Raw genomic sequence first — 25,954 nt, 5'->3', positions numbered from 1 at the left:
CCGCCGGGCCGTGGGCCCGGTCACCCCTCCTGGCCGGCCACGGCGGCGAGGAGCGTACGCAGCAGCTCCGCGAGGCGTTCCTGGTCCTCGGGAGGCAGGGCGTCGAGCAGCCTGCGCTGCACGGCCAGTCCCGCGTCCGCCGCCTCCTCGACCAGCTCCCGACCGGCGTCGGTGAGGGTGACCTGCAGGCCCCGCCGGTCCGCCGGGTCGGGTGACCGCCGGACCAGCCCGGACCGCTCCAGCCGGTCCAGCCGGCCGGTCATGCCGCCGGAGGTGAGCATCAGCGACGCGGTGAGGGCCTTCGGTGGAAGCGTGTAGGGGGCACCGGCTCGGCGCAGCGCCGCGAGCACGTCGAACTCGCCACGGGTGATGGACCAACGGGCGTACGTCCGCTCCTGGGCGTCGCCGACCAGCCGGGCCAGCCGGTAGATCCGCCCGAACACCGCCATCGGCTCCGGCCGCATCGAGGGGCGTTCCCTCCGCCACTGCTCGACGATTCCGTCCACGTCGTCCCGCTCCGCCACATCGGGATTGTGCCGCACGTCCCACTCCCGCTTCCCCTTGAGGCCAAGTAGCTTAGCCCTAAGATACTTGGAGTCGAGCGAAAAGAGGAGAAGCGATGCGTACCCGCTCCGCCGACATCCTGCTCACCGCCGCGGCGCCGACGGCCTGGGGCACCACGTACCTGGTGACCAGTCAGTTGCTGCCACCGGACCGACCCCTGTGGTCGGGCGCGATCCGGGCCCTGCCGGCCGGCCTGCTGCTGCTCGCCCTGACCCGCCACCGTCCGCGCGGCTCCTGGTGGTGGCGCTCGGCCGTGCTCGGTGCGCTGAACATCGGCGCGTTCTTCCCCCTGCTGTTCCACGCCGCGTACCGCCTTCCGGGCGGGACCGCCGCCGTCCTCGGCGCGGTTCAGCCGCTGATCGTCGCCGGGCTGACGATGCTCGTACTCGCCGAACGCCCGCCACGCCGCACGCTGATCGCCGCCGTCGGCGCCCTCGCCGGGGTGGGTCTGGTGGTGCTCCGGCCGGATGCCGCGCTCGACGCCGGCGGCGTCGCCGCCGGGCTCGCCGCGACCGCCGCCATGGGCGCCGGCCTGGTGCTGACCCGCCGCTGGGGGCGTCCACCGGGCGTCGGCACGCTCACCGCGACGGGCTGGCAGCTCACCGCCGGAGGGCTGATGATCACGCCGCTCGCCCTGGCCGCTGAAGGGCCGCCACCGACGCCGGACACCCCGGCACTGCTCGGGTACGCGTGGTTGACGCTGGCCGGCACCGCCCTGGCGTACGCGCTCTGGTTCCGGGGTGCGGCGCGGCTGCCGGTCACCCAGGTGTCACTGCTGGGCGCCCTCAGCCCGTTGACCGCCGCAGCGCTCGGGTGGGTCGCCCTCGGCCAGGCCATGAGCAGCTGGCAGGTGGCCGGCTTCGCGCTGGCCGTCACGGCGACGGTCGCCGGCCAGGTGTCCACCCGTGGGCCGGGTCAGTCTCGCGGCCCTGACTGGCGCGGGACGACCGGCTCGACCCGCAGGGCGCCGGGGGCCAGCTCGCCCGCGGCGGCCAGCGGCAGGGTGAAGCGGCCGTCGGCGGCCGGGCCGGCCGCGTGGGACTCCCCCAGCATCCAGCGCACCTCGTCGGCCGTCCAGCCGAGGCCGGACCGGCCGGCGATCTCGCGGACCAGTCGCAGCGCGACCCGGGTGTCGTCGTCGTAGAAGCGCATGCACCAGTGGTGCACCCACATGCCGAGCGCGCGCAGCCCTTCGGTGTCCAGTGAGCGGACCAGCCGGCCACAGGCGGTGTCGCCGAACGCCCGCCCCGGGTCACCGGCCCGGTCGCGGTCCAGCGCGCCCACGGCGGCCGGGGCGACCGCCCGCATCCGGTCGTAGAAGCTTTGCACCACGGCGGGATCCAGCGGGGGCAGCTCGTCCCGTGTCGACGCCGCTCCCCGACCCGCAACGCTCGCCATCGCCGCGCCCCTTCTTGAGTTGGTGGCCGGACGGTACCGACCACAACCGACACTTTCCGCACCGGCAGCCGGTCCGGCCCGGAGCGGTGGTTGTTAAGCGGGGGCCCCTCCTCTACCGGAGGCGTTAAGAAGGTGCCCTTCCTTGCACCGTCACGGCCGTGTCCGATTTCCGCGAGCCAGGCGGCTGAGCTGCGGGGCATCATCGGTGTCGTGGAGTTGGACTTCGAGCGGTGCTACCGGGCCGTCGACAGCCGTGACCAGCGGTTCGACGGGTGGTTCTACACGGGCGTGACGTCGACCGGGATCTACTGCCGGCCGTCCTGTCCGGCGATGACGCCGAAACGGCAGAACGTCCGGTTCTTTCCCTCGGCCGCCGCCGCGCAGGGCGCCGGGCTGCGCGCCTGCCGCCGCTGCCGGCCGGACGCCGCGCCGGGGTCGCCGCAGTGGGACGTCCGGGGCGACGTGGTCGGCCGCGCCATGCGGCTGATCGCCGACGGCGTGGTGGACCGGGACGGCGTACCGGGACTGGCCGCCCGACTCGGTTACACCGAGCGGCACCTGCACCGGATGCTCCGCGCCGAACTCGGCGCCGGGCCGCTCGCGCTCGCCCGGGCCCAGCGCGCCCAGACGGCCCGCACTCTGGTCGAGACCACCGGCCTGGGCATGGCCGAGATCGCCTTCGCGGCCGGCTTCGGCAGCGTCCGGCAGTTCAACGAGACCGTCCGCGAGGTGTACGGGGTGGCGCCGTCCGAGCTGCGTACCGCCCGGGGAGTCCGACCGGCCCCGGCGGGCGCGGGCACGATCACGCTGCGGCTCGCGTACCGTCCGCCGTTGCACGCGGCGGCGTTGCTGGACTTCCTCGCCCTCCGCGCGCTGCCGGGCGTCGAGGAGGTACGCGACGGTGCGTACCGCCGGGGGTTGCGGCTGCCGCACGGCACCGGCGAGGCGACCCTGACCCCGACGGACGGGTACGTGGCCGCGACCCTGCGGCTGACCGACATGCGCGACCTGTCCCCGGCGGTGGCCCGCTGCCGGCGGCTGTTCGACCTGGACGCCGACCCCGCCGCGGTCGACGACACGCTCGCCGCCGACCCCGCGCTGGCCGGGGCGGTCACCGCCGAGCCCGGCGTCCGGGTGCCGCGGGCGGTGGACGGCTGGGAGATGGCCGTCCGCGCGATCATCGGCCAACAGGTCTCGGTCACAAGCGCCCGAACCACCCTGACCCGCCTCCTAACCCACCTCCCCACCCCCACCCCCACCGGCGTTGATCATGAGGTTGACGGGTGCTCTGATCTCCGAACCACCCGTCAACCTCATGATCAACCGGGCGCGGGGCGGGGGTTTCGGGGGTTTCCTTCGGCGGCCGAGGTTTTGGGGATTTCGGATTCGGGGTTCGGGATGCCGGGTGGGCGGCGGGAGAGTATTCGGGCTCTCGCTCGGGCCGTCGCCGACGGGGGGCTGAACCTGGAGCCGGGTGGGGACCGGGAGGAGACCCGGCGCCGGCTCACCGAACTGCCCGGGATCGGGGCGTGGACCGCCGGCTACGTCGCGATGCGCGCGCTCGGCGACCCGGACGTCCTGCTCCCCACCGACCTGGGCGTGCGGCGCGGCGCCGCCGCCCTCGGCCTGCCCGACGACCCGAAAACCCTCGACGCGTACGCCGACCGCTGGCGCCCCTGGCGCTCGTACGCGGTCGTCCGACTCTGGAGAGCAGCATGAGCATGAACGACAGCACTGTCCTGCACACGCCCGCCGGTCCGCTGAGCATCGTGGCCGGACCGGACGGGGCGGTACGGGCGGCCGGCTTCACGGCCGACCCCGCGACCCTGCTCCCCCTCGTGCACCCGCGGCTGCGGGCGCCCCTGCGGCAGCGGGCCGACCTGGGGCCGGTCACCGCCGCCGTCGTGTCCTACCTGGACGGCGACCTTGCCGCGATCGACGTGGTGCCGGTGGAGCAGCACACGTCCGGCGAGTTCATGGCGCACGCGTGGACGGTGCTGCGGGACGTGAAGGCGGGCGAGCCGGTGACGTACACGGCGTACGCGGGGCTGGCCGGCCGGCCCGCCGCCGTCCGCGCCGCCGCGGCGGCCTGCGCCCGCAACGCCGCCGCCCTCTTCGTCCCCTGCCACCGGGTGCTGCGCACCGACGGGACGCTCGGCGGTTACCGCTGGGGGCTGGATGTGAAGAAGTGGCTTCTCGGGCACGAGCGTCGAGTGACGGAAAACTGACAGCGGCAACGCTCCCACTTGTCGCTACCGTCGGGTAGTGCCTGCGGAGAGCGACGGCAGCCCGGCCCCCACAGCCGGCCGACATCCGCTGCACAACCTCTGGCGACTGCGCCACTACCTGCGCCCACACGCGGCCGAGTTCGGCTGGCTGATGCTCGCCGGGCTCGCCGCGACCGGCGCGGGCATCTCCGTACCGCTGGTGGCGCAGCGGGTGGTGGACGGCCCGGTGGCCCGGCAGGACCCGGCCGGGCTGGTGCGGCTGGCCGGCCTCGCCCTGCTGCTCGGCCTCGCCGAGGCACTGTTGATCTTCATCCGGCGCTGGGTGCAGTCGTCGTCCTCGATGGCGATCGAGGCGGCCATCCGCGAGGACGTGTACGCCCACCTGCAACGCCTGCCGGCCAGCTTCCACGACCGGTGGCAGTCCGGTCAGCTGCTCTCCCGCATCACCAGCGACCTGTCGGTGATCCGCCGCTTCCTCTCGTTCGGCCTCTTCTTCCTGGTGCTCAACCTGGTCACCTACGTGGCCGTGGTGGTGCTGCTGATCCGGCTGCACACCGCCCTGGGCCTGCTGGTGGCCGCCAGCGCGGTGCCGCTGTTCCTGATCACGAGGCGGTTCGCGCGGGCGTACCACACCGCCTCCCGGCGGATGCAGGACCAGCAGGGCGACGTGGCCACCCTGGTCGAGGAGACCGCGCAGGGCCTGCGCACCATGAAGGCGTACGGGCGGGGACCCGAACTGGTCGCCCGGTTCGCCGGCAGCGCCCGGACGCTGCACGACACCGGGGTCGGCAAGGGCCGGCTGCTGGCCCGCACCTCCGCCCTGCTGGACCTGGTGCCGAACCTGACGCTGGGCGTGGTGCTGGTGACCGGCGCGGCGGCCGCCGCGCGGGGCGTGCTGACCATCGGCGAACTGGTGGCCTTCGTCAGCCTCCAGTTGATGCTCACCTGGCCGGTGCAGGGACTGGGCTGGATCATCGCGAACGGGCAGGAGGCCGCCACCGCCGCGGACCGGGTGCAGGAGGTCCTGACCACGCCACCGGCGATCGTGGACGCACCGCACGCGGTCACCCTGCCGCCCGCCGAGGTGGCCGGCCGGCTGCGGTTCGAGGCCGTCTCGTTCCGCTACCCGGGCACGACCGCGCCCGTGCTGCGCGGGATCGACCTGACCGTCGAGCCGGGCGAGACGCTCGCCCTGGTCGGCGCCACCGGCTGCGGCAAGAGCACCCTGCTCTCCCTGGTGCCCCGACTGCACGACGTGACCGACGGCCGGATCACCCTGGACGGGCACGACCTGCGGGACCTGCGCCTGGCCGCGCTGCGCCGGCTCGTCGGGGTCGCGTTCGAGGAGCCGACGCTGTTCTCCATGTCGGTGTGGGAGAACCTCACCCTGGGCCGCCCGGACGCCGCCGAGGACGAGGTCGGTGCGGCGCTCGCGCTGGCGCAGGCCGACTTCGCGTACGACCTGCCGTGGGGGTTGGCCACCCGGGTGGGCGAGCAGGGGCTGTCGCTCTCCGGTGGGCAACGGCAGCGGCTCGCGCTGGCCCGGGCGGTGCTCGGCCGGCCCGCCCTGCTCGTTCTGGACGACCCCCTGTCCGCGCTGGACGTGCACACCGAGGCCCTGGTCGAGGCGGCCCTGAAGCGGGTGCTGGGGAACACCACCGCCCTGCTGGTCGTGCACCGGCCGTCCACCATCGCCCTCGCCGACCGGGTGGCGCTGCTGGAGCAGGGGCGGATCACGGCGGTGGGGACGCACTCCGAACTGCTGGCCACGGTGCCCGCGTACCGCGCGGTGCTCGCCGCCGAGCCGCCGCCCGTCGTTCCGGCCACCGACCCCACGCCCGGCGGGCGGGGCCTGGTGCGGTCGTGACGGCCACCGGGAACGACGTCACCCGGTGGCGTGGTGTCGCCGTCGACCCCGACGCCGACCGCAGCCGCGCCGAGGACACCGACCCGGAGTCGGTGACCCGGCTGCGGGCCCTGAGCCGGGTGCTGCTGCGCGACCTGCTGCGCCCGCACCGGCGCCGGCTCGCGGTCGCCGTCGGGCTGCTGCTCAGCCAGAACGCGGCCGCGATGGCCGGGCCGTACCTGGTGATGCTGGGCATCGACCGGGCCATCGGCCCGCTGCGAGCCGGTGACGGCGGCCCGCTGGCGGCGATCGCCGCCGCGTTCGTCGCGGCCTCCGCCGTCGAGTACGCCGCCCGCCGCGGCTTCCTCACCCTCTCCGCGGGGATCGGCCAGGCCGTCCTGCTCGACCTCCGCGAGCGGGTGTACGCGCAGTTCCTGCGCCTGCCGGTGGCCTTCCACGAGCGGTACACCTCCGGCCGGATGGTGTCCCGGCTGACCAGCGACCTGGACTCGATCGGCGAGCTGGTCGGGGGCGGCCTGGACAGCCTGGTGCTGGCCGCGCTGTCGGTGCTGTCGGTGGCCGGCATCCTCCTCTGGCTCGACCTGCCGCTGGCCGCGGTGACCCTGCTCGCCTTCCCGTTCCTGTTCGGGCTCTCCCGCTGGTTCGCCCGTGCCTCCGCCGCCGCGTACCGGCGTACCCGGGAGACGATCGCGCTGGTCATCGTCCACTTCGCCGAATCGATGCGGGGCATCCGCGCGGTGCAGGCGTTCCGCCGGGAGCCGCGCAACCAGCGGATCTTCGGTACGGTCAGCGACGACTACCGCCGGGCCAGCCTGCACGCGTTCCGGCTGATCGCGACGTACTCACCGGGCATCAAGGTGATCGGCAACGTGACCGTGGCGGCGGTGCTCTGCTACGGCGGCTGGCGGGTGCTGCGGGGGGCGACCGAGCTGGGGGTACTGGCCGCGTTCCTGCTCTACCTGCGGCGGTTCTTCGAGCCGATGCAGGACCTGAGCCAGTTCTACAACTCGTTGCAGTCGGCGACGGCGGCGCTGGAGAAGCTCGCCGGGGTGCTGCACGAGCGGCCGTCCGTACCGGAGCCCGCCCGGCCCGTCCCGCTGCCCGCGACCCCCCACCCGGGCGCGGTGGCCTTCCGGTCGGTCACCTTCGGCTACCGCGCGGACGCACCCATCCTCACCGACCTGGACCTGACCGTCCCGGCCGGGCAGACGGTCGCGCTGATCGGGCCGACCGGGGCCGGCAAGTCGACCGTCGCCAAACTGCTCGCGCGGTTCCACGACCCGGTCTCCGGGACGATCACCCTGGACGGGGTCGACCTGCGCGACCTGGCCGACGCCGACCTGCGCCGGGCGGTCGTGCTGGTCACCCAGGAGACCCACCTGTTCGGCGGTACGGTCGCGGAGAACATCCGCTTCGGCCGGCCCGGCGCCGACGACGCCGCCGTGGAGGCCGCCGCGCGTGCGATCGGCGCGCACGACTTCATCGCGGCGCTCCCCGACGGGTACGCGACCCAGGTGCACCGCCGGGGCGGCCGGCTCTCGGCCGGGCAGCGGCAACTGGTCGCGTTCGGGCGGGCGTTCCTCGCCGACCCGGCGGTGCTGATCCTCGACGAGGCGACGTCGTCGCTCGACGTGCCCACCGAGCGGACCGTGCAGCGGGCGCTCGGCACCATCCTGGCCGACCGCACCGCGCTGGTCATCGCCCACCGGCTGTCCACCGTGGAGACCGCCGACCGGGTGCTGGTGCTCGACGCCGGCCGGGTCGTCGAGGACGGCCCACCGGACCGGCTCGCCGAGGCCGACGGCCGGTACGCCGCCCTGCACCGCCAGTGGCGCGACTCCCTCGCGTAGGGCCTCACCGCTCGATCTCGATCGTCACCGGTCCGCTGGTGGGCGGCGAGACCGCGTCCGGTTCCGGCGGTTCGCCGGTGTTGTCCGTCCCACCCTGTCGGCGCTCGACCAGGAAGAACACCGCCACCACCAGAGCGGCCGCAGCAGCAAGGGCCGGCGTCGCGAAGGTCCGCGACATCGGCGCGTCCCACGCGTGGGCCAGCCACAGCGGCACCAACAGCTGTGCGCCGAGCAGGAACGCGGCGAATCCGAAGCCCAGCAGACCGGCCACCGGTGCCGCGGCCCGATCCGGCCGCACCGTCACCCGCGCGACCCCGACCGCCCACACCAGACCGAAGCAGAGCAGCACGAGGGTCAGCTGGGCGGCGTCGTCCCGGCCGGCCCGGTGCAGCCGGAGCACCAGCGGGAACGCAGCGGCGACGACCAGCAGGGCGACCGCGTCCCAGGGCACGGACCGGTCGGCGTACCGGACGAGGGCGAAGGCGACCACCACGGTCAGCAGAGCCGCGGGCACCAGCAGGACAGTCACCGACCCACCGCCGCCGGTGGTGTTCCCGAAGGCGTAGAGGGCGGCCGGGCCGACCGCGAACGCGGGAAGCACCCAGCGGACCCCGGCGGCCCGCCAGACATGCCAGGCGTAGCCGGTCAGCACCGCGGCCACCAGGATCGCCAAGCCGGCCGACCAGGGCACGTCCAACGGGACACCGGCCGGGTCGCCGCGCAGGGAGCTGGTGCTGCCGCCCCGCCACACCTGGACCACCTGCACAGTCGTCGCGACGGCCGCGACGACCACCACGGTCCTCCACCGCCAGGCCGCCGACGGGCCGGGGACGGTGAAGCCGCCACCACCGGCCATCAGCGCGGCCACGGTCACGACGGCGAGCGTCACCCACAGCACGAGGTCGACGCCGAAGCTGTCGACGCGGTCGGGTCGGGTCATCGACAGGGCCGGCTGGAGCAGGAGACCCGTCACCAGGGCCGCGCCGACGACCGGGCGGGCCGGGCGGGCAACCTGGCCCACGGCGAGCACCGCACCACCGAGGGCGAGACCGGCGCCCCCGATCGTGACGAGCACCGCGCCCCCCGGCGACGGCCCCGGCTCGTCGGCACCCCCGGCGAGGGCGGGAAGCAGGCCCACCACGGCCTGCACGGCGAGACCGGACGCCGCCAGCCACCACCCGGACACCCGACCGTTCAGGGTCGCCGCGACCAGTGCCAGCAGCAGCACCGGCATCCCGAAGGCGATCGGGCGGGACCATCCGCTACCCATCAGGCCCCAGAGGCCGGAGTGGGCGGCCAGGGGTACCGCGTCGGCGGCGAACACGACGCCGGTCGCGAGCGCAGCGAGCATCCCCACGACGACCTGCCCGACGGACGTGAAACGTGTTTCCGGAGCCACCATGAACCGCCTCCCGGGACATGTGGAGGGGATGGTGTCACACCGGGACGTGGTGCGCGGCCCGCCGGGCCCGTCCTACGGCCCGGCGGGTGCGGCCGCCTCCGCGATGAGGTCGCGGCGAAGACGGCGGACACCAGGCGAAGCCGAAGAGGAGCACCAGCAGCAGGGCGCCCACCGCGGCGAAGACCGGGACGGTGAACGACGGCCCCTGACTTGGCCCGTCGTACTCGAGCCGTACCACGACCGGTGCGAGCGCCGTCGCGGTGAGCACCAGCGCGGCCGGCCCGAGGACGAACACCCCGGCGTCCCCGGCGGGCCGGTCGACGCCCGGCAGGACGGCCTGCACGATCCCGTAGCCCAGCGCCAGGCCGAGCCCCACCACGATCAGCACCGGTCCGACCGTCCGGACGGACGGGAACTCCGCCCGCACCACCGCCGAGGTCAACGGCGTCGCGACGGCGGCGACCACCAGTCCCACCGCGTCCCAGGGCGCGAGGTCCTCCGCGTGCCGGCCCACCAGTGCGCCGCCGACCACCGCCACCAGGCCGAACACCAGCACCAGTGCGCTCCCGGGCGTCGGCGAGATCACGTCGAGCCGGAACCCGATCACCATGATCGGCCCCGCCGCGGCGCAGAGCACCACCCAGCGGGCGGCCCGCGCCCGACCGGCCCGGTAGGCGTACGCCGCCAGCAGGAGGGCGACCACCACGGCGAGGGCGACGGCGGAGAAGTGGGCGAACGGCTCCACCGCCCGCTCCCGGCGGGGACCGGCGAGCCCGTCGGGGCTGTACCGGAAGCCGTCGACGATCCTCAGCCGCACCGCGAGACCGACCGTGAGGAGCACCGTGGCGCCGGTCACCGCCACCAGGGCACCCACGCGCGGCCGGGCGGGGACCGCCGGGACGCCCGAGGCTCGACGGAACGTGACGGCGGCGGCCACGACCGTGGCGGCCACCGCGATCCAGAGCTGAAGGTCGGCAGGCTGGAGCGTCCGAGCGGTCGGCACGGGCCCGTACGGCGCCGGCTCCGGCAGGAACGCGCGGAACAGCGCGCTGCTGACGGGATGCAGAACCAGGCCGCCGACCAGGCCCGCGCCGAGCCACCAGCGGGTGGACCGTGGGGTCTGGGCGACCGCGAGCAGACTCCCGCCCAGGGCCAGGCCGACGCCCGCGGAGACGGCGAACACGACCACCAGCTCGCTGACCGGACGCGACCGTTCGGGCAGCAGCGTGACCGTGGCGTCGGCGACGACCAGGTCTCCGACGAGGACGACCAGCAGACCGACGGCGGCCACCAACCATCCCGACACCCGCGACAGCAGCCCCGGCACGGCGACCGCCACCGTGAGCAGCGCCGCCGCGTACGCCGCCCGGGCCAGCGACGGGTCGGGCACCAGGTCGTCGACGGCGGAGATCAGGGCCAGTGGTAGACCCCGGACCGCGAACAGCACCCCGATCGACGCCGCCGCCACGACACCGACCACGTCGGGCCACGCCGCACGCGCGGGAACCCCCTCGTCCATGCGACCTCCCCGGCACCCGGACGACGGGGACGATGCTGTCACAGCCGGCGACCACCCGCTGTCCCGTGTGCAGCGGACGGGCCTACCAGGTGTCGATGTGCAGCACCTCGTCCAGGGGCTGGCGCTTCGCCGGCCGGAAGCCCTGCCCGATGTAGTACGCGGTGGGGATCAGCGCGGCCTGCCGCACGTCGGCGGGGAGCCCGAGCAGCTCCGCGACCTCCGCCTCGTACGCGAGGTGCAGAGTGGTCCAGGCGGTGCCGAGACCGCGCGCCCGCGCGGCGAGCATGTAGCTCCACGCGGCCGGCAGCACCGACCCCCACAGCCCGGCCTGGTTGCCGGCCGGGAGCTCGCCGCCGCCGTGCGCCTGGAGGCACGGGATGAGCAGCACCGGCACCTCCCCCATCCGGTCACCGAGCCAGGCGACGCTGTCCCCCACCCGGCGCTGGACTTCGGCGCGTTCCGGGTCCCCGGCGAAGAGCCGGGCGGCCGAGCCCTCGGAGGCGAGGTAGCCGTGCACCGCCCGCTGGTAGAGGCGGCCGATCGCGGCCCGCTTCGCCGCGTCGGTGACCACGACCCACTGCCAGCCCTGGCGATTCGAGCCGGACGGCGCCTGGAGGGCGATCTCCAGGCACTCCCGGACCAGCTCCATCGGCACCGGCCGGGTCAGGTCGAGGCGCCGGCGGACCGTACGGGTCGTGGTGAGCAGTTCGTCGGGGCTCAGGGGAAGCGTCGGCATCCGGTCATCGTGACACGGAGATAAGCCGTGGTCCGGTCGATAGCGGCTGCCTACGATCGACGGATGACTGATACGGCGAGGACGGCCCGCGCCGGCGTCCCCGAGCGTCCCACGCTGGACGGGCTCGAGGAGACCTGGGCGCGCCGCTGGCAGGAGGAGGGCACGTACGCGTTCGACCGCAAGAAGGAGCGGGCGGACGTGTACGCGATCGACACCCCGCCGCCGACCGTATCGGGCGAGCTGCACATGGGGCACGTCTTCTCGTACACGCACACCGACGTGGTGGCCCGCTTCCAGCGGATGCGCGGGCGGACCGTGTTCTACCCGATGGGTTGGGACGACAACGGCCTGCCGACCGAGCGCCGGGTGCAGAACGTGTACGGGGTGCGCTGCGACCCGGCCCTGCCGTACGACCCGTCGTGGCAGCCGCCGGCCGCCCCGGTGGACGACGCCGCCCGGAAGGACCCGACACCCGTCTCCCGACGCACCTTCATCGAGCTGTGCGAGCGGCTGACCGTCGCCGACGAGCAGGTCTTCGAGGCGCTCTGGCGGCGGCTCGGGCTGTCCGTGGACTGGTCGCTGACGTACACGACGATCGGCCGGGTGGCCCGGGCGACGTCGCAGCGGGCGTTCCTGCGCAACCTCGCCCGGGACGAGGCGTACCAGGCGGAGGCGCCGACCCTGTGGGACGTCGGGTTCGCCACCGCCGTCGCCCAGGCGGAGCTGGAGGACCGGGAACGGCCCGGCGCGTACCACCGGCTGCGGTTCGCCGGGCCGGACGGGCGCGAGGTGCTCGTCGACACCACCCGGCCGGAGCTGCTGCCCGCCTGCGTGGCGCTGGTCTGCCACCCCGACGACGAGCGGTACGCGGACCTCGTGGGGTCGGCTGTGCGTACGCCCGTCTTCTCCGTCGAGGTGCCGGTGCGGGCGCACCCGCTGGCGGACCCGGCCAAGGGCACGGGCATCGCGATGGTCTGCACGTTCGGCGACCTGACCGACGTGACCTGGTGGCGGGAACTGGCCCTGGACACCCGCGTGGTGATCGGCCGCGACGGCCGGCTGCTGCCGGACGCGCCGGCCGGCGTGCCTCCGCAGCCGTACGCGGCGCTGGCCGGGCAGACCGTCAACGGCGCCCGGCGGACGCTCGTGGAGCTGCTCGCCGACGCGGGCGACCTGGTCGGCGAGCCGCGGCCGATCACGCACCCGGTGAAGTTCTACGAGCGCGGCGACCGTCCCCTGGAGATCGTCTCGACCCGGCAGTGGTACCTGCGCAACGGCGGTCGGGACGCGGCGCTGCGCGACGAGCTGCTGGCCCGGGGCGCCGGGCTGCGCTGGGTGCCGGAGCACATGAAGCACCGGTACGACCACTGGGTGGGCGGGCTGACCGGCGACTGGCTGGTCAGCCGGCAGCGCTTCTTCGGGGTGCCGGTGCCGGTGTGGTACCGGCTCGACAACGCTGGCGAGCCGGACTACGCCCACCCTCTCACACCGGATGAGGCGACGCTGCCGATCGACCCGTCCACCGACGTGCCGCCGGGCTACTCCGAGTCGCAGCGCGGTGCGCCGGGTGGTTTCGTCGGTGACCCGGACGTGCTGGACACGTGGGCCACCTCGTCGTTGACCCCGCAGATCGTCGGCGGTTGGGAGACCGACCCCGACCTGTTCGCCCGGGTCTTCCCGATGGACCTGCGCCCCCAGGGGCAGGAGATCATCCGGACCTGGCTCTTCTCCTCGGTCGTCCGCTCCCACCTGGAGCACGGTGTGCTGCCGTGGCGGGACGCCGTGCTCTCCGGCTGGATCCTCGACCCGGACCGGAAGAAGATGTCCAAGTCCAAGGGGAACGTGGTCACCCCGATGGCGTTGCTGGAGCAGCACGGTTCCGACGCGGTGCGGTACTGGGCGGCGAACGGCAAGCCGGGCATGGACCTCGCGTTCGACCCGGCGCAGATCAAGGTGGGCCGCCGACTCGCCACGAAGCTGCTCAACGCGTCGAGGTTCGCCCTCGGTCTGGGTGCCGCCGACGCGCTGCGCGCACCGGCGACGTCACCGCTGGACACCGCGATGCTCGCCGAACTGTCCACCGTGGTCGCCACGGCGACCACGGCCCTGGACGCGTACGACCACACGGCGGCGTTGCAGGCCGCCGAGTCGTTCTTCTGGCGGTTCTGCGACGACTACATCGAACTGGTGAAGGAGCGCGCCTACGGCACCGGGCCGGGTGCGGACTCGGCCCGCGCGGCGTTGGCCACCGCGCTCTCGGTGCAACTGCGGCTCTTCGCGCCGGTGCTGCCGTACGCGACGGAGGAGGTGTGGTCCTGGTGGCGGTACGGGTCGGTGCACCGCGCGACCTGGCCCACCACGTACGAGGTGGGCCGGGCGGTCCAGGCTCCGGGTGACCCGGCGTTGCTCCGGCTGGCCGGTGACGCGCTCAGCCAGGTCCGGCGGGCCAAGTCGGAGCGGAAGCTGTCGATGAAGGCGGAGGTGCCGCTGGCCGAGGCGCTCGGTCCGGCCGCCCTGCTCGACCAGCTCACCGTGATCAGCGAGGACCTGCGGGCGGCGGGGCGGATCGGCAAGCTCGACCTCCTGCCCGACCGCACCCCGGAGCTGGTGATCGCCTGCGCCTTCTAGCTGCGGCGCGGTGCGGCGCGGTGCGGTGCGGCGCGGTGTAAGGAAGGGCCCCCTATTAACGCCTGATGCATAGGAAGGGCCCCTTGTTAACGCGCGCGCTCCGCGAGCGGCGGTGTTAACAAGGGGCCCTTCCTCTACCGGAGGCGTTAAGAAGGGGCCCTTCCTTACACCTCAGCTGGTTTCGCCGGCCACCGAGAACGAGCGGAGGCGGTCGATCGCCAGGACGGTGAACCCGATCGCGACCACTGCGGTCATCACCGACGCCACCGGAACCGAGACGGTGGTGGAGAGCAGCCCGGTCGGGGCCAGCCGGTCGGCCAGGGCGATCACGTACTGCTGGATGGACAGCACCTTCGTGCCGCTGACGAAGTTGCCGAGCAGCCCCTCCCAGATCAGCACGTAGACCAGACCGAGCAGCACCGGCCGCCGGGTGATCAGGCTGAGCGCCAGGAACAGCGCCGAGTACGCCAGCGCGCCGATCGCCGAGGCGGCGGCGAGGGCCAGCCCGAGGCGTACCGAGTCGGCGAGCACGCCCGCGACGTAGAGCGGCAGGGCGACGGTGGCCGCGGTGACGCCGGCCGCCACCGCCAGCTTCGGAAGGACGATCTGCCAGCGCGGCAGCGGCTTGGTCAGGATGTGCACCACGGTGCCGTCGTCGATCTCGGCACCGAGCACACCGGTGCCGACGATCAGGGCGACCACCGGCAGGACCACGGCCAGGCCGAGGCCGACCAGCACCGGCGGGCCCCACTCCCCCGGGTCGACGCCCAGCGCCCGGGAGAGCACCGCGAGCAGCACCAGCAGCACCGGCAGCGGAAGCAGCAGCAGGAAGCGGCGACGCCCGAACAGCCCCCGCGCGGTGATCCAGGTAACGGTCGACATGTCAGGCCTCCACCAGGTAGGAGAAGACGCTCTCCAGGGACTCGTCCTCGGGCACCAGCTGCTGCACCCGGATCCCCCGGGCCAGGGCGATCTTCGGCAGGGCGCGGGTGAACGCGCCGTAGTCGCCGGCCCGCACGGTCAGCCCGTCGCGGCCAAGCTCCACGCCGGTCACCGACGTCTCGGCCATCAGGGCCACCGCGAGGGCCCGGTCGTCGGTCGAGCGTACGGCGAAGACGTGCGGCCGGTTGGTCATCAGCCGGCGGATGGTGCGGAAGTCGCCGGACGCGGCCAGCCGGCCGGCCACCATCACCTGGACCGTGCCGGAGACCTGCTCGACCTCCTCCAGGATGTGCGAGCTGAACAGGATGGTCCGGCCGGCCGCGCCGAGGCGGTGCAGCAGGTCCATCATGTGCAGCCGCTGGCGCGGGTCCATGCCGTTGAACGGTTCGTCGAGCAGCAGCACCTGCGGGTCGTGCACGAGCGCGGCGGCGACCCGGGCGCGCTGCCGCATGCCCTTGGAGTACGTGCCGATCCGGCGCGCCTGCGCGCCCTCCAGCTCGACCAGGGCGATCGCCCGGCGGGCCGCGTCCTCCGGGTCCGGCAGCCGGTGCAGCTTCGCGCTGGCCAGCACGAACTCGTACGCGGTCAGGAAGGTGTGCACGGCCTCCCGCTCGCTGACCAGGCCGAGCCGGCGGTAGACGTCGGGGTTGCGCCAGGTGGGGCGCCCGTCCAGGGTCACCGCTCCGCGGGACGGGGCGAGGAAGCCGGCCATCATGTGCAGCAGCGTCGTCTTGCCGGCGCCGTTCGGCCCGAGCAGCCCGGTGACGCCCGGGCCCAGCCGCATGCTCACGTCGTTGACGGCGACCACGTTGCCGTACCAGCGGGAGACGCCCGCGAGGTCGAGCGTGCTGGTGGTGGCGGCCGAGACCGCCGCCGTCGGGTCGGTGCTGGTCGCGGTCATCGGGCGGCCACCTTCCGGTATCGCAGGAGCAGCAGGGCGACGCACGCGCTGACCAGCACGACGGCGGCGAGGGCGTAGACCGGGCCGAAGCCGCCGATCGGCAGGCCCCCGCCCTGGCTCTCCGGCTCCAGCAGGTCACCGAGCGCCCAGGTGCCGACGCCGCTCACCAGGGTGGACGGGGAGGCCAGGAAGGCCAGTTCGTTGATCGCCTGGGACGGCATGATCGACAGCGTGCCGACGACCGGCGTGGTCATCAGGAAGACGGCGACGATCCCACCGGCGGCGAAGGCCCGCTTGCCGGTGAACGACGCCACCAGCAGCCCGATCGAGGCGAAGACCACCGCCCAGAGGCCGGCGTACAGCAGGCCGGGCAGCAGGTCCAGCAGCTCGTTCCACACCCCGCGCATGCCCTCCTTGGTAGTGAAGGCGGCACCGAGGAACATCACCAGCTGCGGGCCGCCGAGGAGCAGCCACAGCGCCGTCATCATGGCGAGCAGCTTGGCCAGCGGGTAGTCGGAGCGCGGCAGCGGGCGGGAGAAGTACAGCGGCAGCACGCCGCTGCGCAGGTCGCGGCTGACCAGCTCCGGCGCGGCCACCGCGACGAAGAAGATGACCAGCCAGCTCATCGCGTCGGCGAACTGGGCGTACGTCATGACGACCTCGCCGATCTGGCTGCGGACGGCGGTGACGCCGGCCGCGACCAGGGTGACGATGCCGACCACCAGCCAGGGGAAGATCTTGGCCTTGGCGGTGCGGCCCAGCCCGAAGACGGTCCGCAGGCCGTGCAGGTAGAGCGCGCCGAAGACGTGCCGGCGGCCCAGCCGGGGACCGGTGTAGCGCTGGTAGCCGATGTCGTGGATGACGCCGGTCGGCTCAGGCATGGCTGGGCTCCCTCGTGGCGAACAGCTCGGCGACCCGGTGCCGCCGCTGGTCGAGCCGGTGCAGCGGCAGGTCCAGCTCGGCCACCGCGCCGAGGATCGTGTCGTAGGTGGTGTCGTCGGTCAGCTCGACGAGCAGCAGGCGGCCGTCCCGGCGGACCGGGAGGCGCAGCGCGGCGAGCCGCGCGGCCAGGTCGTCGGTGCCCTCGCTGACCTCGACGGCGAGGACGTCGGTGGCCGTGGTCATGGCGGAGATGCGGTCAGCGCGCAGCAGCCGCCCGCCGTCGATCGCGACGAGCGTGTCGCAGATCCGCTCGACCTCGCCGAGCAGGTGGGAGCAGACCAGGACGGAGATGCCGAACTCGGTGCCGATCCGGTGCACCAGGGCGAGCATCGCGTCCCGGCCGGCCGGGTCGAGGCCGTTGGTCGGTTCGTCGAGCAGCAGCAGGTCCGGGTCGTGCACGAGCGCCTGGGCGAGCTTGACCCGCTGCTTCATGCCGGTGGAGTAGCCGCCGACCGGGCGGTAGCGCTCCTCGTAGAGCCCCACGTGCCGCAGCGCCTCGGAGGCCCGCTCGCGGGCGACGGTGCGCGGCAGGCCGCTCATCCGGCCGAGGTGGGTGACCAGCTCGGCGGCGGAGAGGTCGGGTGGGAGGGCGTCGTGCTCGGGCATGTAGCCGACGCGGGCGCGCACCTGGTCGGAGTCGGTGGTCGGGTCGAGGTCGAGGACCCGGACCCGGCCGCTGGTCGGAGGAAGGAGGCCGAGCAGGATCTTGATCAGCGTGGACTTGCCGGCGCCGTTCGCGCCGACCAGGCCGATGATCCCGGGCTCGACCGCGACGGTCAGGTCGGCCAGCGCGGTGACCCCACCCCCGTACGTCTTGGTCAGCGACTCGGTCGCGATGAGTGTCACGCCGCCAGCGTAGGTAGCCGGCGCACACCGGGACATCAGGCGCGCCCCTGATCCCACCACTAGGGGGCGTAAGAGTCTGGTAATCCCGCGGGAGCCGTCCGGGCGGAAGACTGGTCCCCATGGTCACCCGACTGCCGCGCGGGCCGCTGGTCCGGGGCGCGCTCGCCGTGCTCGTCGTCGTCTCCACGTTGGGACTCTGGTGGTTCCAGCCGTGGAAGCTGGTCACCGACACCGAGGTGGACGAGGAGCTGTCCACCGTCGCCACGGCCGCGCCGCCGGCGGCCGGCCCGACGACCGGTGGGACGGTCCGCGAGCCGGCGGGCGGCGGCCCGTCGGGGGGCCGGACCGCGGCCGGGCCGTTGCTGGTCGGCGAGGGCGCCTTCGTCACCCACGAGCACGCCACCTCCGGCACCGCCCGGATCATCCGTACGCCGGACGGCCGGCACCGGCTGGAACTGGTGGGCCTGGACACGTCGAACGGTCCGGACCTGCGGGTCTGGCTGACCGACCGACCCGTCCGCTCCGGCACCGCCGGCTGGCGGGTCTTCGACGACGGCCGGTGGGTGGAGCTGGGCCGGCTCAAGGGCAACCGGGGCGACCAGGCGTACGACATCCCGGCCGACGTCGACCTGGCCGGTCTGACCAGCGTGTCGATCTGGTGCAAGCGCTTCGCGGTGTCCTTCGGAGCGGCCCCGCTGACACCGGTGGGCTGACCCCGGGAGGCCCTCGTCACCCGACCTCACCCGGCCCGGGTGGAGTGGCACTCGACCGATCACCCGGTGGACTGAGAAACTGTGTGCCGGTCGCGGTCTTGGGGGTCAGATGAGCAACGGGTGGGTGCTGCCCGACGAGGTGCTTCGGGACGCGCCGGCGTACACGCCGCGCCCGGGTGAACTGGCCGACCTGGAGTTGTTGCTGACCGGGGCGTACGCCCCGCTCGCCGGCTTCATGACGCGCGCCGACCTGGTGTCGGTCAGTCGGCGGGGCCGGTTGGCCGACGGCACGCCGTGGCCGGTGGCGGTGACCCTCCAGGTGCCGGCGGCACTGGCGCAGGGGCTGGATCCGCGCGATCCGGCGCGGCGCACGCTGGTGCTCGCCGACGCCGAGGGCGCGCCGGTGGCGGCGCTGGACGTCGCCGACACGTGGCCGGTCCGCGACGGCGTGGCGGGCGTCGGAGGGCCGGTCCACCGGCTGGGTGACGGAGGTCACGGTCCGTTCCAGCGGCTGCGCCGCACCCCCGAGGAGGTACGCGGGCTGCTGCCGCCCGGCCGTGTCCTCGGGGTGATCGCCGACCGGCCGTTGCACCGGCCCCAGCTCGCGCAGATCGCGCACGCCGCCCGCACCCTCGCGGCTCACCTGCTGGTGCTGATCCCGGTGGGCGAGGACGGCGGTGGGGGGTTGCCGCCGGAGGCGCTGGTCCGCAGCGTCTTCGCCGCGCGGGACCGGATGCCTCCGGCCACCCTGGTGGGCGTGCCGCTGTCCCGACGCCGGGAGGAGATCAGCGACGCCCTGCTGCGGGCGCGGGTGGCGGCGGCGTACGGCGTGACCCACCTGCTCTCCACCGGCGAGACGCTCTCCGGTGCCGGGCTGCGGGTGCTGGTGCCCCGCGAGCTGGCGTACGACAACCGGGACGGGCAGTGGCGCTGGCGGGAGGACATCCCGCCGCGTAACCGGCGGCTGGCGCTGACGCAGGCGGAGATCGACGACCTGCTGGACCGGGGTTTCCCGCTGCCCGAGTGGCACACCCCGCCGGCGGTGGCGAAGGAGCTCGTCCGGGCCCGGCCGCCCCGGCGGTACCGGGGGTTGGTGATCTTCCTGACCGGCCTGTCGGGCTCGGGCAAGTCGACGGTCGCCCGGGGGCTCGCCGACGTCCTTCGGGAGCAGGGCGACCGCACGGTGACCCTGCTCGACGGTGACGTGGTGCGGCGGGAACTCTCGGCCGGGCTGAGCTTCAGCAAGGCCGACCGGGACCTGAACGTCCGGCGGATCGGCTGGGTGGCCGCCGAGATCGCCCGGCACCGGGGGGTGGGGATCTGCTGTCCCATCGCCCCGTACGCGCAGGCCCGCGCGACCGCCCGGGAGATGGCGCTGACCGCCGGGGCGGGCTTCGTGCTGGTCCACGTCGCCACCCCGCTGGAGGTCTGCGAGCAGCGGGACCGCAAGGGCCTGTACGCGCGGGCCCGCGCCGGCCTGCTGACCGGGATGACCGGCATCGACGACCCGTACGAGGAGCCGACCGACGCCGACCTGGTGCTCGACACGACCGACATGCCGATCGACGAGGCCGTGCAGGCGGTGCTGCACCACCTGACCGAGACCGGCTGGGTCGAGCCCAAACTGCCGGCCGTCTGAGCCGCACCGCCCTGCTCCGGCGGGCCCGACCGACCCGCTCCCTTCCGTGGTCGCCTCGCGCGCGCTAGTGTTCGTTCTTGTTGGAACACGTTGGACCGCGTGAGAGTGCGCGGCGGGACGGAGGTGCTCGGTTGCTCGCCCAGCAGCGGCAGACCGCCATCCTCGACCGGGTACGGGCCACCGGCGGTGTCCGCGTCACCGAGCTGGCCGCCGAGTTCGGCGTCTCCGACATGACCATCCGCCGCGACCTGGACGTGCTGCACGAACGGGGCCTGCTGGCGAAGGTGCACGGCGGCGCGACGATGACCGGGCCGGGCTCCACCGACGAGCCGGGCTTCCGGGCGAAGTCGGTCCGCCAGCTCGCCGAGAAGGCGGCCATCGCCCACCGCGCCGCCGAACTGGTCCGGCCGGGCGCCGCCATCGCCCTCTCCGCCGGCACCACCACCGCCGAGCTGGCCCGCCGGCTGGTCGACGTGCCGGGCCTGACCGTGGTGACCAACTCCCTGCCGGTCGCCGAGATCCTGCACGCGTCCGGGCGGCCCGACCAGACGGTGATCCTGACCGGCGGCGTGCGGACACCCTCGGACGCCCTGGTCGGCCCGCTCGCCGTCGGCGCGATCCGGTCGCTGCACCTGGACCTGCTGTTCCTCGGCGTGCACGGGATCACCGAGCGGGCCGGCTTCACCACACCGAACCTGATGGAGGCGGAGACCGACCGGGCCCTGGTGGCCGCCGCCGACCGCCTGGTCGTGCTGGCGGACCACACGAAGTGGGGCACCGTCGGCATCTCCTCCATCGTCGAGCTCGCCGCCGCCCACGTCCTGGTCACCGACGACCGGTTGCCCGCCGCCGCCCGGCGGGTGCTCGACGAGCAGGTGGACGAGCTGCTGATCGTGACCGGGACGGGCGCGGGACGGGCCACGCCGACGAACGAAGGGGTGGCGGAGTGAAGCGCACCGCGATCGAGCTGGCCGACGGCCGCGAACTGGTCTACTTCGACGAGCGCGACGACGCCGTCCGGGACCAGCCGGACCGCCGCGAACTGCCGCCACCCCCGCCGGCGTCCCAACTCCGGTACGACCCGCTGACCGACGAGTGGGTGGCGGTCGCCGTGCACCGGCAGACCCGCACCTTCCTGCCGCCGGCCGACCAGTGCCCGCTGTGCCCGTCGACCGCCGACCGGCTCAGCGAGGTGCCGGCCCCCGACTACGACGTGGTCGTCTTCGAGAACCGATTCCCGTCGCTCAGCGGGCGGGTCGCCGACGAGCCGGCGGAGATCACCCCGTTCACGCCGGTCCGCCCCGGCCAGGGCCGCTGCGAGGTGGTCTGCTTCACCGACGACCACAACGCGTCCTTCGCCAGCCTGCCGCCGCGCCGCGTGCGTACCGTGCTGGACGCGCTCGCCGACCGAACGCTGGCACTGGCCGAGCTGCCGGGCGTGGAGCAGGTCTTCTGCTTCGAGAACCGGGGCGTGGAGATCGGCGTGACCCTGCACCACCCGCACGGGCAGGTCTACGCGTACCCCTTCCTCACGCCGCGCACCCGGTCACTGCTGGCCGCCGCCCGCCGGCACGCCGAGCGCACCGGGGGCCGCAACCTGTACGCGGACGTGCTCGCCGCCGAGCGCGCCGCCGGCGACCGCGTGGTCGCCGCCAACGAGCACTGGACGGCGTACGTCCCGGCGGCCGCCCGGTGGCCTTTCGAGGTGCACGTCGCGCCGCACCGGCCGGTGCCGGACATCCCCGCGCTGGACGACGCCGAGCGGGCCGCCTTCGGGCCGCTCTACCTGGACGTGCTGCGCCGCTTCGACGGCCTCTTCGACATGCCGATGCCGTACATCTCGGCCTGGCACCAGGCCCCGGTACGCATCGACCGCGAGCTGGGCCACCTGCACCTTCAGCTGTTCAGCATCCGACGGGCGAAGGACAAGCTGAAGTACCTGGCCGGCTCCGAGTCCGGCATGGGCGTCTTCATCAACGACATCGCCCCCGAACGCGCCGCCGAACTCCTCCGCGCCGCGTGAAGGACGAATGGGCCGGGGCGCTCCGGCGCAGCATGCGCCGCCGGCCCGTTCGCAAGGGCCCCTTCTTAACGCCTGCGGTAGAGGAAGGGCCCCTTCTTAACACCGCCTCCGACGCGGCGTCCGCCTCCGATGCGGCGTCCGCCTCGGGCGGGACGCCCGCCTCGGGCGCGGCGTTCTGGAGACAGGGCGCGGGGGGCCCGGGACAGGGCCCCCCGCAGGGAAGGGACGGCTGGCTGTGCACGACAGCCGGGAAGGCTGGCTGATCGGCACGCGGGTCGCGAGGCGACTTCGGTCAACCTTCCTGGACGCGACTGGCATCTCGTCCACCCAGGTCAACGAGGCGCGCCGAGGCGAGTGACGGTATTTGGCGTGTCACACCCCGGACACGCACCGTACCGGGCCTTGACGCACGGAAGCCCGCCGGCGTGGTGCCGACGGGCTCCCGGGCGTACGGGGTGAACTCAGGCGGAGAGCCTGCGCGCCAGGTTCTCGTCGAGCGCGTTCATGAACTCGTCGGTGGTCAGCCACGGGGCGTCCCGCGAGATGAGCAGCGCGAGGTCCTTGGTCATCTGGCCACCCTCGACGGTGTCGACGATGACCTGCTCCAGGGTGTTGGCGAACTCGGTGACCGCCGGGGTGCCGTCCAGCTTGCCCCGGTGGGCCAAGCCACGGGTCCAGGCGTAGATCGAGGCGATCGGGTTGGTCGAGGTCTTCTCGCCCTTCTGGTACTGCCGGTAGTGCCGGGTGACCGTGCCGTGCGCGGCCTCGGCCTCGACGGTGCGGCCGTCCGGGGAGAGCAGGACCGAGGTCATCAGGCCGAGCGAGCCGAAGCCCTGCGCGACGGTGTCGGACTGCACGTCACCGTCGTAGTTCTTGCAGGCCCAGACGTAGCCGCCCTCCCACTTGAGCGCGGCGGCCACCATGTCGTCGATGAGCCGGTGCTCGTAGGTGATGCCGGCGGCGTCGAACTCGGCCTTGAACTCGTTCTCGAACACCTCGGCGAAGATGTCCTTGAAGCGACCGTCGTACGCCTTGAGGATGGTGTTCTTGGTCGACAGGTAGACCGGGTAGTTGCGGTCCAGGCCGTACCGGAACGAGGCCCGGGCGAAGTCCCGGATGGACTCGTCGAAGTTGTACATGCCCATGGCGATGCCGCCGCCGGAGAAGTTGGCGACCTCCATCTCCATCGGGGCGCTGCCGTCGGCGGGCGTGTAGGTGACGGTCACCTTGCCCGGGCCGGGGACGACGAAGTCGGTGGCCTTGTACTGGTCGCCGTGGGCGTGACGGCCGATGATGATCGGCTTGGTCCAGCCCGGCACCAGCCGCGGGACGTTGGACATGATGATCGGCTCACGGAAGACGACGCCGCCGAGGATGTTGCGGATGGTGCCGTTCGGCGACCGCCACATCTTCTTCAGGCCGAACTCCTCGACCCGGGCCTCGTCCGGGGTGATGGTGGCGCACTTGACGCCTACGCCGTGCTCCTTGATGGCGTTGGCGGCGTCGACGGTGACCTGGTCGTCGGTTTCGTCGCGGTGCTGGATCGACAGGTCGTAGTAGTGGAGGTCGACGTCGAGGTAGGGCAGGATCAGCTGCTCCCGGATCTGCTTCCAGATGATCCGGGTCATCTCGTCGCCGTCGAGCTCCACGACCGGGTTGTTTACCTTGATCTTCGCCATCGGCCGGCGCTCCTCTCGGGGGACACGTGCTCAAGCAGTACGAGCGTACTGGAAACTGGCCGGCACCTCCGAGCCGGCCTCGGCCGGGAGAGTGGCCGGGCAGCCGACGCGGGAGATCACTGGCATCATCGGCCGATGCCACTGAGCCGCATCCTCGGGTCTATCACGGTCACCGCACTGAGCGACGGCGAGGGGCCGTTCTTCCAACCGCGCGAGGAGGCGTTCCCGGACGCCACGCCCGGGCAGTGGCGCGCGGCGGACCGGCGTGACCCGGCGTCGACGACGGCGGACGGACGGTGGTGGTTGTCCTTCCGCAGCTTCGCGCTGCGCGCCGGGGACGGGCCGGTCACGCTTGTCGACGCCGGCATCGGTCCGGCCGACTCCCCCGCCGCGAGCTGGGCGCCGGTGCCGGGCCGGCTCCCGGAGGAACTGGCCGCCGCCGGCATCGAACCCGCCGACGTCCGTACGGTCGTCCTCACCCATCTGCACAGCGACCACATCGGCTGGGCGGTGACCGGCACGCCGGGCCGACCGTGGTTCCCGAACGCCGACTACGTGGTCCAGCGGGCCGAGTTGGACGCGACGGAGACCATCAACCCGGGGCTGCCGGCCGGCCTGGTCGCGCCGTTGCGCACCGCCGGCCAGCTCCGGGTGGTCGACGGCGAGACGACCCTGATCCCGGGCGTACGACTGCTGCCGACCCCGGGACACACCCCCGGCCACCAGTCGGTTCTGGTGGAGGCGGCCCACGAGCGACTCCTGCTCACCGGCGACCTGCTGGTGCACGCCGTGCAGCTGGTGGAGCCCACCCTCGCGTACGTCCACGAGGTGGATCCGGCGACCGCCCGGCGGTCCCGCACGACGCTGGTGCGCGACCTGGCCGCGGGTCTCCCGACAACCCTCGCCACCCCCCACCTCTCCGCCCCCTTCACCCCTCTCTGATCCCCTCCCATCCCCGGGCCCTGGACGCGCACGATCGCGCTCGGCGCGAAAGGGGGCACGCCGATGTGCCGGCGTGCCCCCTTTCGGGTCGTGCTGATGGATCACATGCTGGCGACGTCGGCCTGCTTGGCGCGGACAGCCTCGGCGGCCTCCTTGAGACTCGCCAGCTCGTCGGCGTCCAGGTCGGTCTCGACGACCCGCTTGACGCCCTCGGCGCCGATCTCGGCCTCGACGCCCAGGTACACGCCGGCGATGCCGTACTCGCCGTCGACCCAGGCGCAGACCGGCATGACCTCGCCGGAGTCCTCCGCGACGGCCTTGGCCATGCGGGCGGCGGCGGCGGACGGGGCGTAGTACGCCGAGCCGGTCTTCAGCAGCGCGACGACCTCGGCGCCACCGTTGCGGGTCTTGACGACCAGCTCCTCGATCTGCTCGGCCGGCATGGCCTCGCGCAGCGGCTTGCCGTTGACGGTGCTCTTCGACGGGACCGGAACCATCGTGTCGCCGTGCGAGCCGAGGGTCAGGGTCCGGACCGACTTCACCGGTACGCCGAGGGCCTCGGCGACGAAGTTGGTGAACCGGGCGGTGTCGAGCATGCCGGCCTGGCCGAGCACCCGGTTCTTCGGGAACTGGGTGGCGAGCTGGGCCAGCGCGGTCATCTCGTCCAGCGGGTTGGAGACGACGATGACGACCGCGTTCGGGGCGTACTTGGCGACGTTCTCGGACACCTGGCGCACGATCTTGGCGTTGGTCTCCAGCAGGTCCATCCGGCTCATGCCCGGCTTGCGGGGCAGACCGGCGGTGATGACGACGACGTCCGAGCCCTCGATGGCCTCGTAGCCCTCGCCGTTCGGGCCGGTGGTGACGCCGACGACCTTGGTCTCGAAGCCCTCGACCGCGCGCGACTGGTTGAGGTCCAGGGCGAGACCCGCGGGCTTGCCCTCCACGATGTCGGTGATCACGACGGTGTCGAAGACGTCGTACTCGGCCAGGCGCTGTGCGGTGGTGGAGCCGTAGAAGCCGGCCCCGACGACAGTGACCTTCTTACCCATGGTCGTCCCACTCCCTGATACCAGTCGGTTTTCCGGACCGTATCAGTCATCCTGGCACCGATCGGGCCAGGGGCGGCGACCAT

Annotated in this window: 21 protein-coding genes and 1 pseudogene; 11 read left to right on the top strand and 11 right to left on the bottom strand. The window is 73.6% G+C overall.

Annotated elements, in window-relative coordinates; genetic code table 11:
• Positions 1-20: 20 nt before the first annotated feature.
• Positions 21-524 (bottom strand): MarR family winged helix-turn-helix transcriptional regulator, encoded by a 504-nt coding sequence (locus ACIBR0_RS01355; protein WP_396712034.1) that lies wholly within the window; start codon positions 522-524, stop codon positions 21-23.
• 95 nt (positions 525-619) lie between these two features.
• On the opposite strand from ACIBR0_RS01355, the pseudogene ACIBR0_RS01350 reads away from it, so the two are divergent.
• Positions 620-1,438: pseudogene (locus ACIBR0_RS01350) on the top strand (EamA family transporter); the annotation flags it as partial.
• Positions 1,439-1,479: 41 nt separating this feature from the next.
• Here the strand turns inward: ACIBR0_RS01350 and ACIBR0_RS01345 are convergent.
• Complete coding sequence (locus ACIBR0_RS01345; protein ID WP_396712032.1) at positions 1,480-1,962, bottom strand: hypothetical protein; 483 nt, start codon at positions 1,960-1,962, stop codon at positions 1,480-1,482.
• Positions 1,963-2,172: 210 nt separating this feature from the next.
• On the opposite strand from ACIBR0_RS01345, the gene ACIBR0_RS01340 reads away from it, so the two are divergent.
• The 4 genes from ACIBR0_RS01340 to ACIBR0_RS01325 are packed head-to-tail and all read left to right on the top strand — an operon-like array spanning position 2,173 to position 7,907.
• Complete coding sequence (locus ACIBR0_RS01340; protein ID WP_396712030.1) at positions 2,173-3,681, top strand: DNA-3-methyladenine glycosylase 2 family protein; 1,509 nt, start codon at positions 2,173-2,175, stop codon at positions 3,679-3,681.
• Positions 3,678-4,190 (top strand): methylated-DNA--[protein]-cysteine S-methyltransferase, encoded by a 513-nt coding sequence (locus ACIBR0_RS01335; RefSeq protein WP_396712028.1) that lies wholly within the window; start codon positions 3,678-3,680, stop codon positions 4,188-4,190. The genes ACIBR0_RS01340 and ACIBR0_RS01335 overlap by 4 nt, the downstream gene beginning before the upstream one ends.
• 37 nt (positions 4,191-4,227) lie before the next feature.
• Positions 4,228-6,057 carry an ABC transporter ATP-binding protein gene (locus ACIBR0_RS01330; RefSeq protein ID WP_396712026.1) on the top strand — a complete coding sequence of 610 codons (1,830 nt, stop codon included), beginning with the start codon at positions 4,228-4,230 and terminating at the stop codon, positions 6,055-6,057.
• Entirely contained in the window at positions 6,054-7,907 is a 1,854-nt protein-coding gene (locus tag ACIBR0_RS01325) for an ABC transporter ATP-binding protein (protein WP_396712024.1), read from the top strand. Before ACIBR0_RS01330 ends, ACIBR0_RS01325 begins: the two co-directional genes overlap by 4 nt.
• A 4-nt stretch (positions 7,908-7,911) precedes the next feature.
• Here ACIBR0_RS01325 and ACIBR0_RS01320 read toward each other — a convergent pair whose 3' ends face one another.
• The 3 genes from ACIBR0_RS01320 to ACIBR0_RS01310 all read right to left on the bottom strand — a co-directional run bounded on the left by ACIBR0_RS01320 (position 7,912) and on the right by ACIBR0_RS01310 (position 11,564).
• Entirely contained in the window at positions 7,912-9,309 is a 1,398-nt protein-coding gene (locus ACIBR0_RS01320) for a hypothetical protein (RefSeq protein ID WP_396712022.1), read from the bottom strand.
• A 34-nt stretch (positions 9,310-9,343) separates the two neighbouring features.
• A complete protein-coding gene (locus ACIBR0_RS01315; protein WP_396712020.1) occupies positions 9,344-10,828 on the bottom strand; it encodes a hypothetical protein in 1,485 nt (494 codons plus the stop codon).
• 82 nt (positions 10,829-10,910) lie between these two features.
• Positions 10,911-11,564: a nitroreductase family protein gene (locus tag ACIBR0_RS01310; RefSeq protein WP_396712019.1), complete on the bottom strand. Its 654-nt coding sequence runs from the start codon at positions 11,562-11,564 to the stop codon at positions 10,911-10,913.
• A gap of 63 nt (positions 11,565-11,627) precedes the next feature.
• Here ACIBR0_RS01310 and valS point away from each other — a divergent pair, with 63 nt between their 5' ends.
• The gene (gene valS, locus ACIBR0_RS01305; protein ID WP_396712017.1) at positions 11,628-14,192 is read left to right on the top strand and encodes a valine--tRNA ligase; all 2,565 of its coding nucleotides are present in this window, start codon (positions 11,628-11,630) and stop codon (positions 14,190-14,192) included.
• A gap of 171 nt (positions 14,193-14,363) precedes the next feature.
• Here valS and ACIBR0_RS01300 read toward each other — a convergent pair whose 3' ends face one another.
• Genes ACIBR0_RS01300 through ACIBR0_RS01285 form a run of 4 tightly spaced genes read right to left on the bottom strand, consistent with a single transcriptional unit; the run spans position 14,364 to position 17,823 of the window.
• Positions 14,364-15,074: an ABC transporter permease gene (locus ACIBR0_RS01300; RefSeq protein ID WP_396712015.1), complete on the bottom strand. Its 711-nt coding sequence runs from the start codon at positions 15,072-15,074 to the stop codon at positions 14,364-14,366.
• Position 15,075: 1 nt separating this feature from the next.
• Positions 15,076-16,035: an ABC transporter ATP-binding protein gene (locus ACIBR0_RS01295; protein ID WP_396712013.1), complete on the bottom strand. Its 960-nt coding sequence runs from the start codon at positions 16,033-16,035 to the stop codon at positions 15,076-15,078.
• A complete protein-coding gene (locus ACIBR0_RS01290; protein ID WP_396712012.1) occupies positions 16,032-16,916 on the bottom strand; it encodes an ABC transporter permease in 885 nt (294 codons plus the stop codon). The genes ACIBR0_RS01295 and ACIBR0_RS01290 overlap by 4 nt, the downstream gene beginning before the upstream one ends.
• The gene (locus ACIBR0_RS01285; RefSeq protein WP_357032820.1) at positions 16,909-17,823 is read right to left on the bottom strand and encodes an ABC transporter ATP-binding protein; all 915 of its coding nucleotides are present in this window, start codon (positions 17,821-17,823) and stop codon (positions 16,909-16,911) included. Before ACIBR0_RS01285 ends, ACIBR0_RS01290 begins: the two co-directional genes overlap by 8 nt.
• Positions 17,824-17,942: 119 nt before the next feature.
• On the opposite strand from ACIBR0_RS01285, the gene ACIBR0_RS01280 reads away from it, so the two are divergent.
• The 4 genes from ACIBR0_RS01280 (at position 17,943) to galT (ending at position 22,198) form a co-directional block, all read left to right on the top strand.
• On the top strand, positions 17,943-18,536 hold the full coding sequence (locus tag ACIBR0_RS01280) for a DM13 domain-containing protein (protein WP_396712010.1): 594 nt from the start codon (positions 17,943-17,945) through the stop codon (positions 18,534-18,536).
• Positions 18,537-18,645: 109 nt separating this feature from the next.
• Entirely contained in the window at positions 18,646-20,175 is a 1,530-nt protein-coding gene (gene cysC, locus ACIBR0_RS01275) for an adenylyl-sulfate kinase (RefSeq protein WP_396712008.1), read from the top strand.
• 131 nt (positions 20,176-20,306) lie between these two features.
• Positions 20,307-21,125: a DeoR/GlpR family DNA-binding transcription regulator gene (locus ACIBR0_RS01270; protein ID WP_396712006.1), complete on the top strand. Its 819-nt coding sequence runs from the start codon at positions 20,307-20,309 to the stop codon at positions 21,123-21,125.
• On the top strand, positions 21,122-22,198 hold the full coding sequence (gene galT, locus ACIBR0_RS01265) for a galactose-1-phosphate uridylyltransferase (RefSeq protein WP_396712004.1): 1,077 nt from the start codon (positions 21,122-21,124) through the stop codon (positions 22,196-22,198). Before ACIBR0_RS01270 ends, galT begins: the two co-directional genes overlap by 4 nt.
• Positions 22,199-22,659: 461 nt before the next feature.
• Here galT and ACIBR0_RS01260 read toward each other — a convergent pair whose 3' ends face one another.
• Complete coding sequence (locus tag ACIBR0_RS01260) at positions 22,660-23,877, bottom strand: NADP-dependent isocitrate dehydrogenase (protein ID WP_396712002.1); 1,218 nt, start codon at positions 23,875-23,877, stop codon at positions 22,660-22,662.
• A gap of 135 nt (positions 23,878-24,012) precedes the next feature.
• Here ACIBR0_RS01260 and ACIBR0_RS01255 point away from each other — a divergent pair, with 135 nt between their 5' ends.
• Positions 24,013-24,819 carry an MBL fold metallo-hydrolase gene (locus ACIBR0_RS01255; RefSeq protein ID WP_396712000.1) on the top strand — a complete coding sequence of 269 codons (807 nt, stop codon included), beginning with the start codon at positions 24,013-24,015 and terminating at the stop codon, positions 24,817-24,819.
• Positions 24,820-24,920: 101 nt separating this feature from the next.
• Here ACIBR0_RS01255 and mdh read toward each other — a convergent pair whose 3' ends face one another.
• On the bottom strand, positions 24,921-25,871 hold the full coding sequence (gene mdh / locus ACIBR0_RS01250; RefSeq protein WP_357031757.1) for a malate dehydrogenase: 951 nt from the start codon (positions 25,869-25,871) through the stop codon (positions 24,921-24,923).
• Positions 25,872-25,954 lie beyond the last annotated feature (83 nt).

It is taken from the genome of Micromonospora sp. NPDC049497, from assembly GCF_044465805.1.
Classification (GTDB): domain Bacteria; phylum Actinomycetota; class Actinomycetes; order Mycobacteriales; family Micromonosporaceae; genus Micromonospora.
The sequence above is the reverse complement of the archived record's forward strand: the minus strand, read 5'-3'. Positions and strand labels throughout refer to the sequence as shown.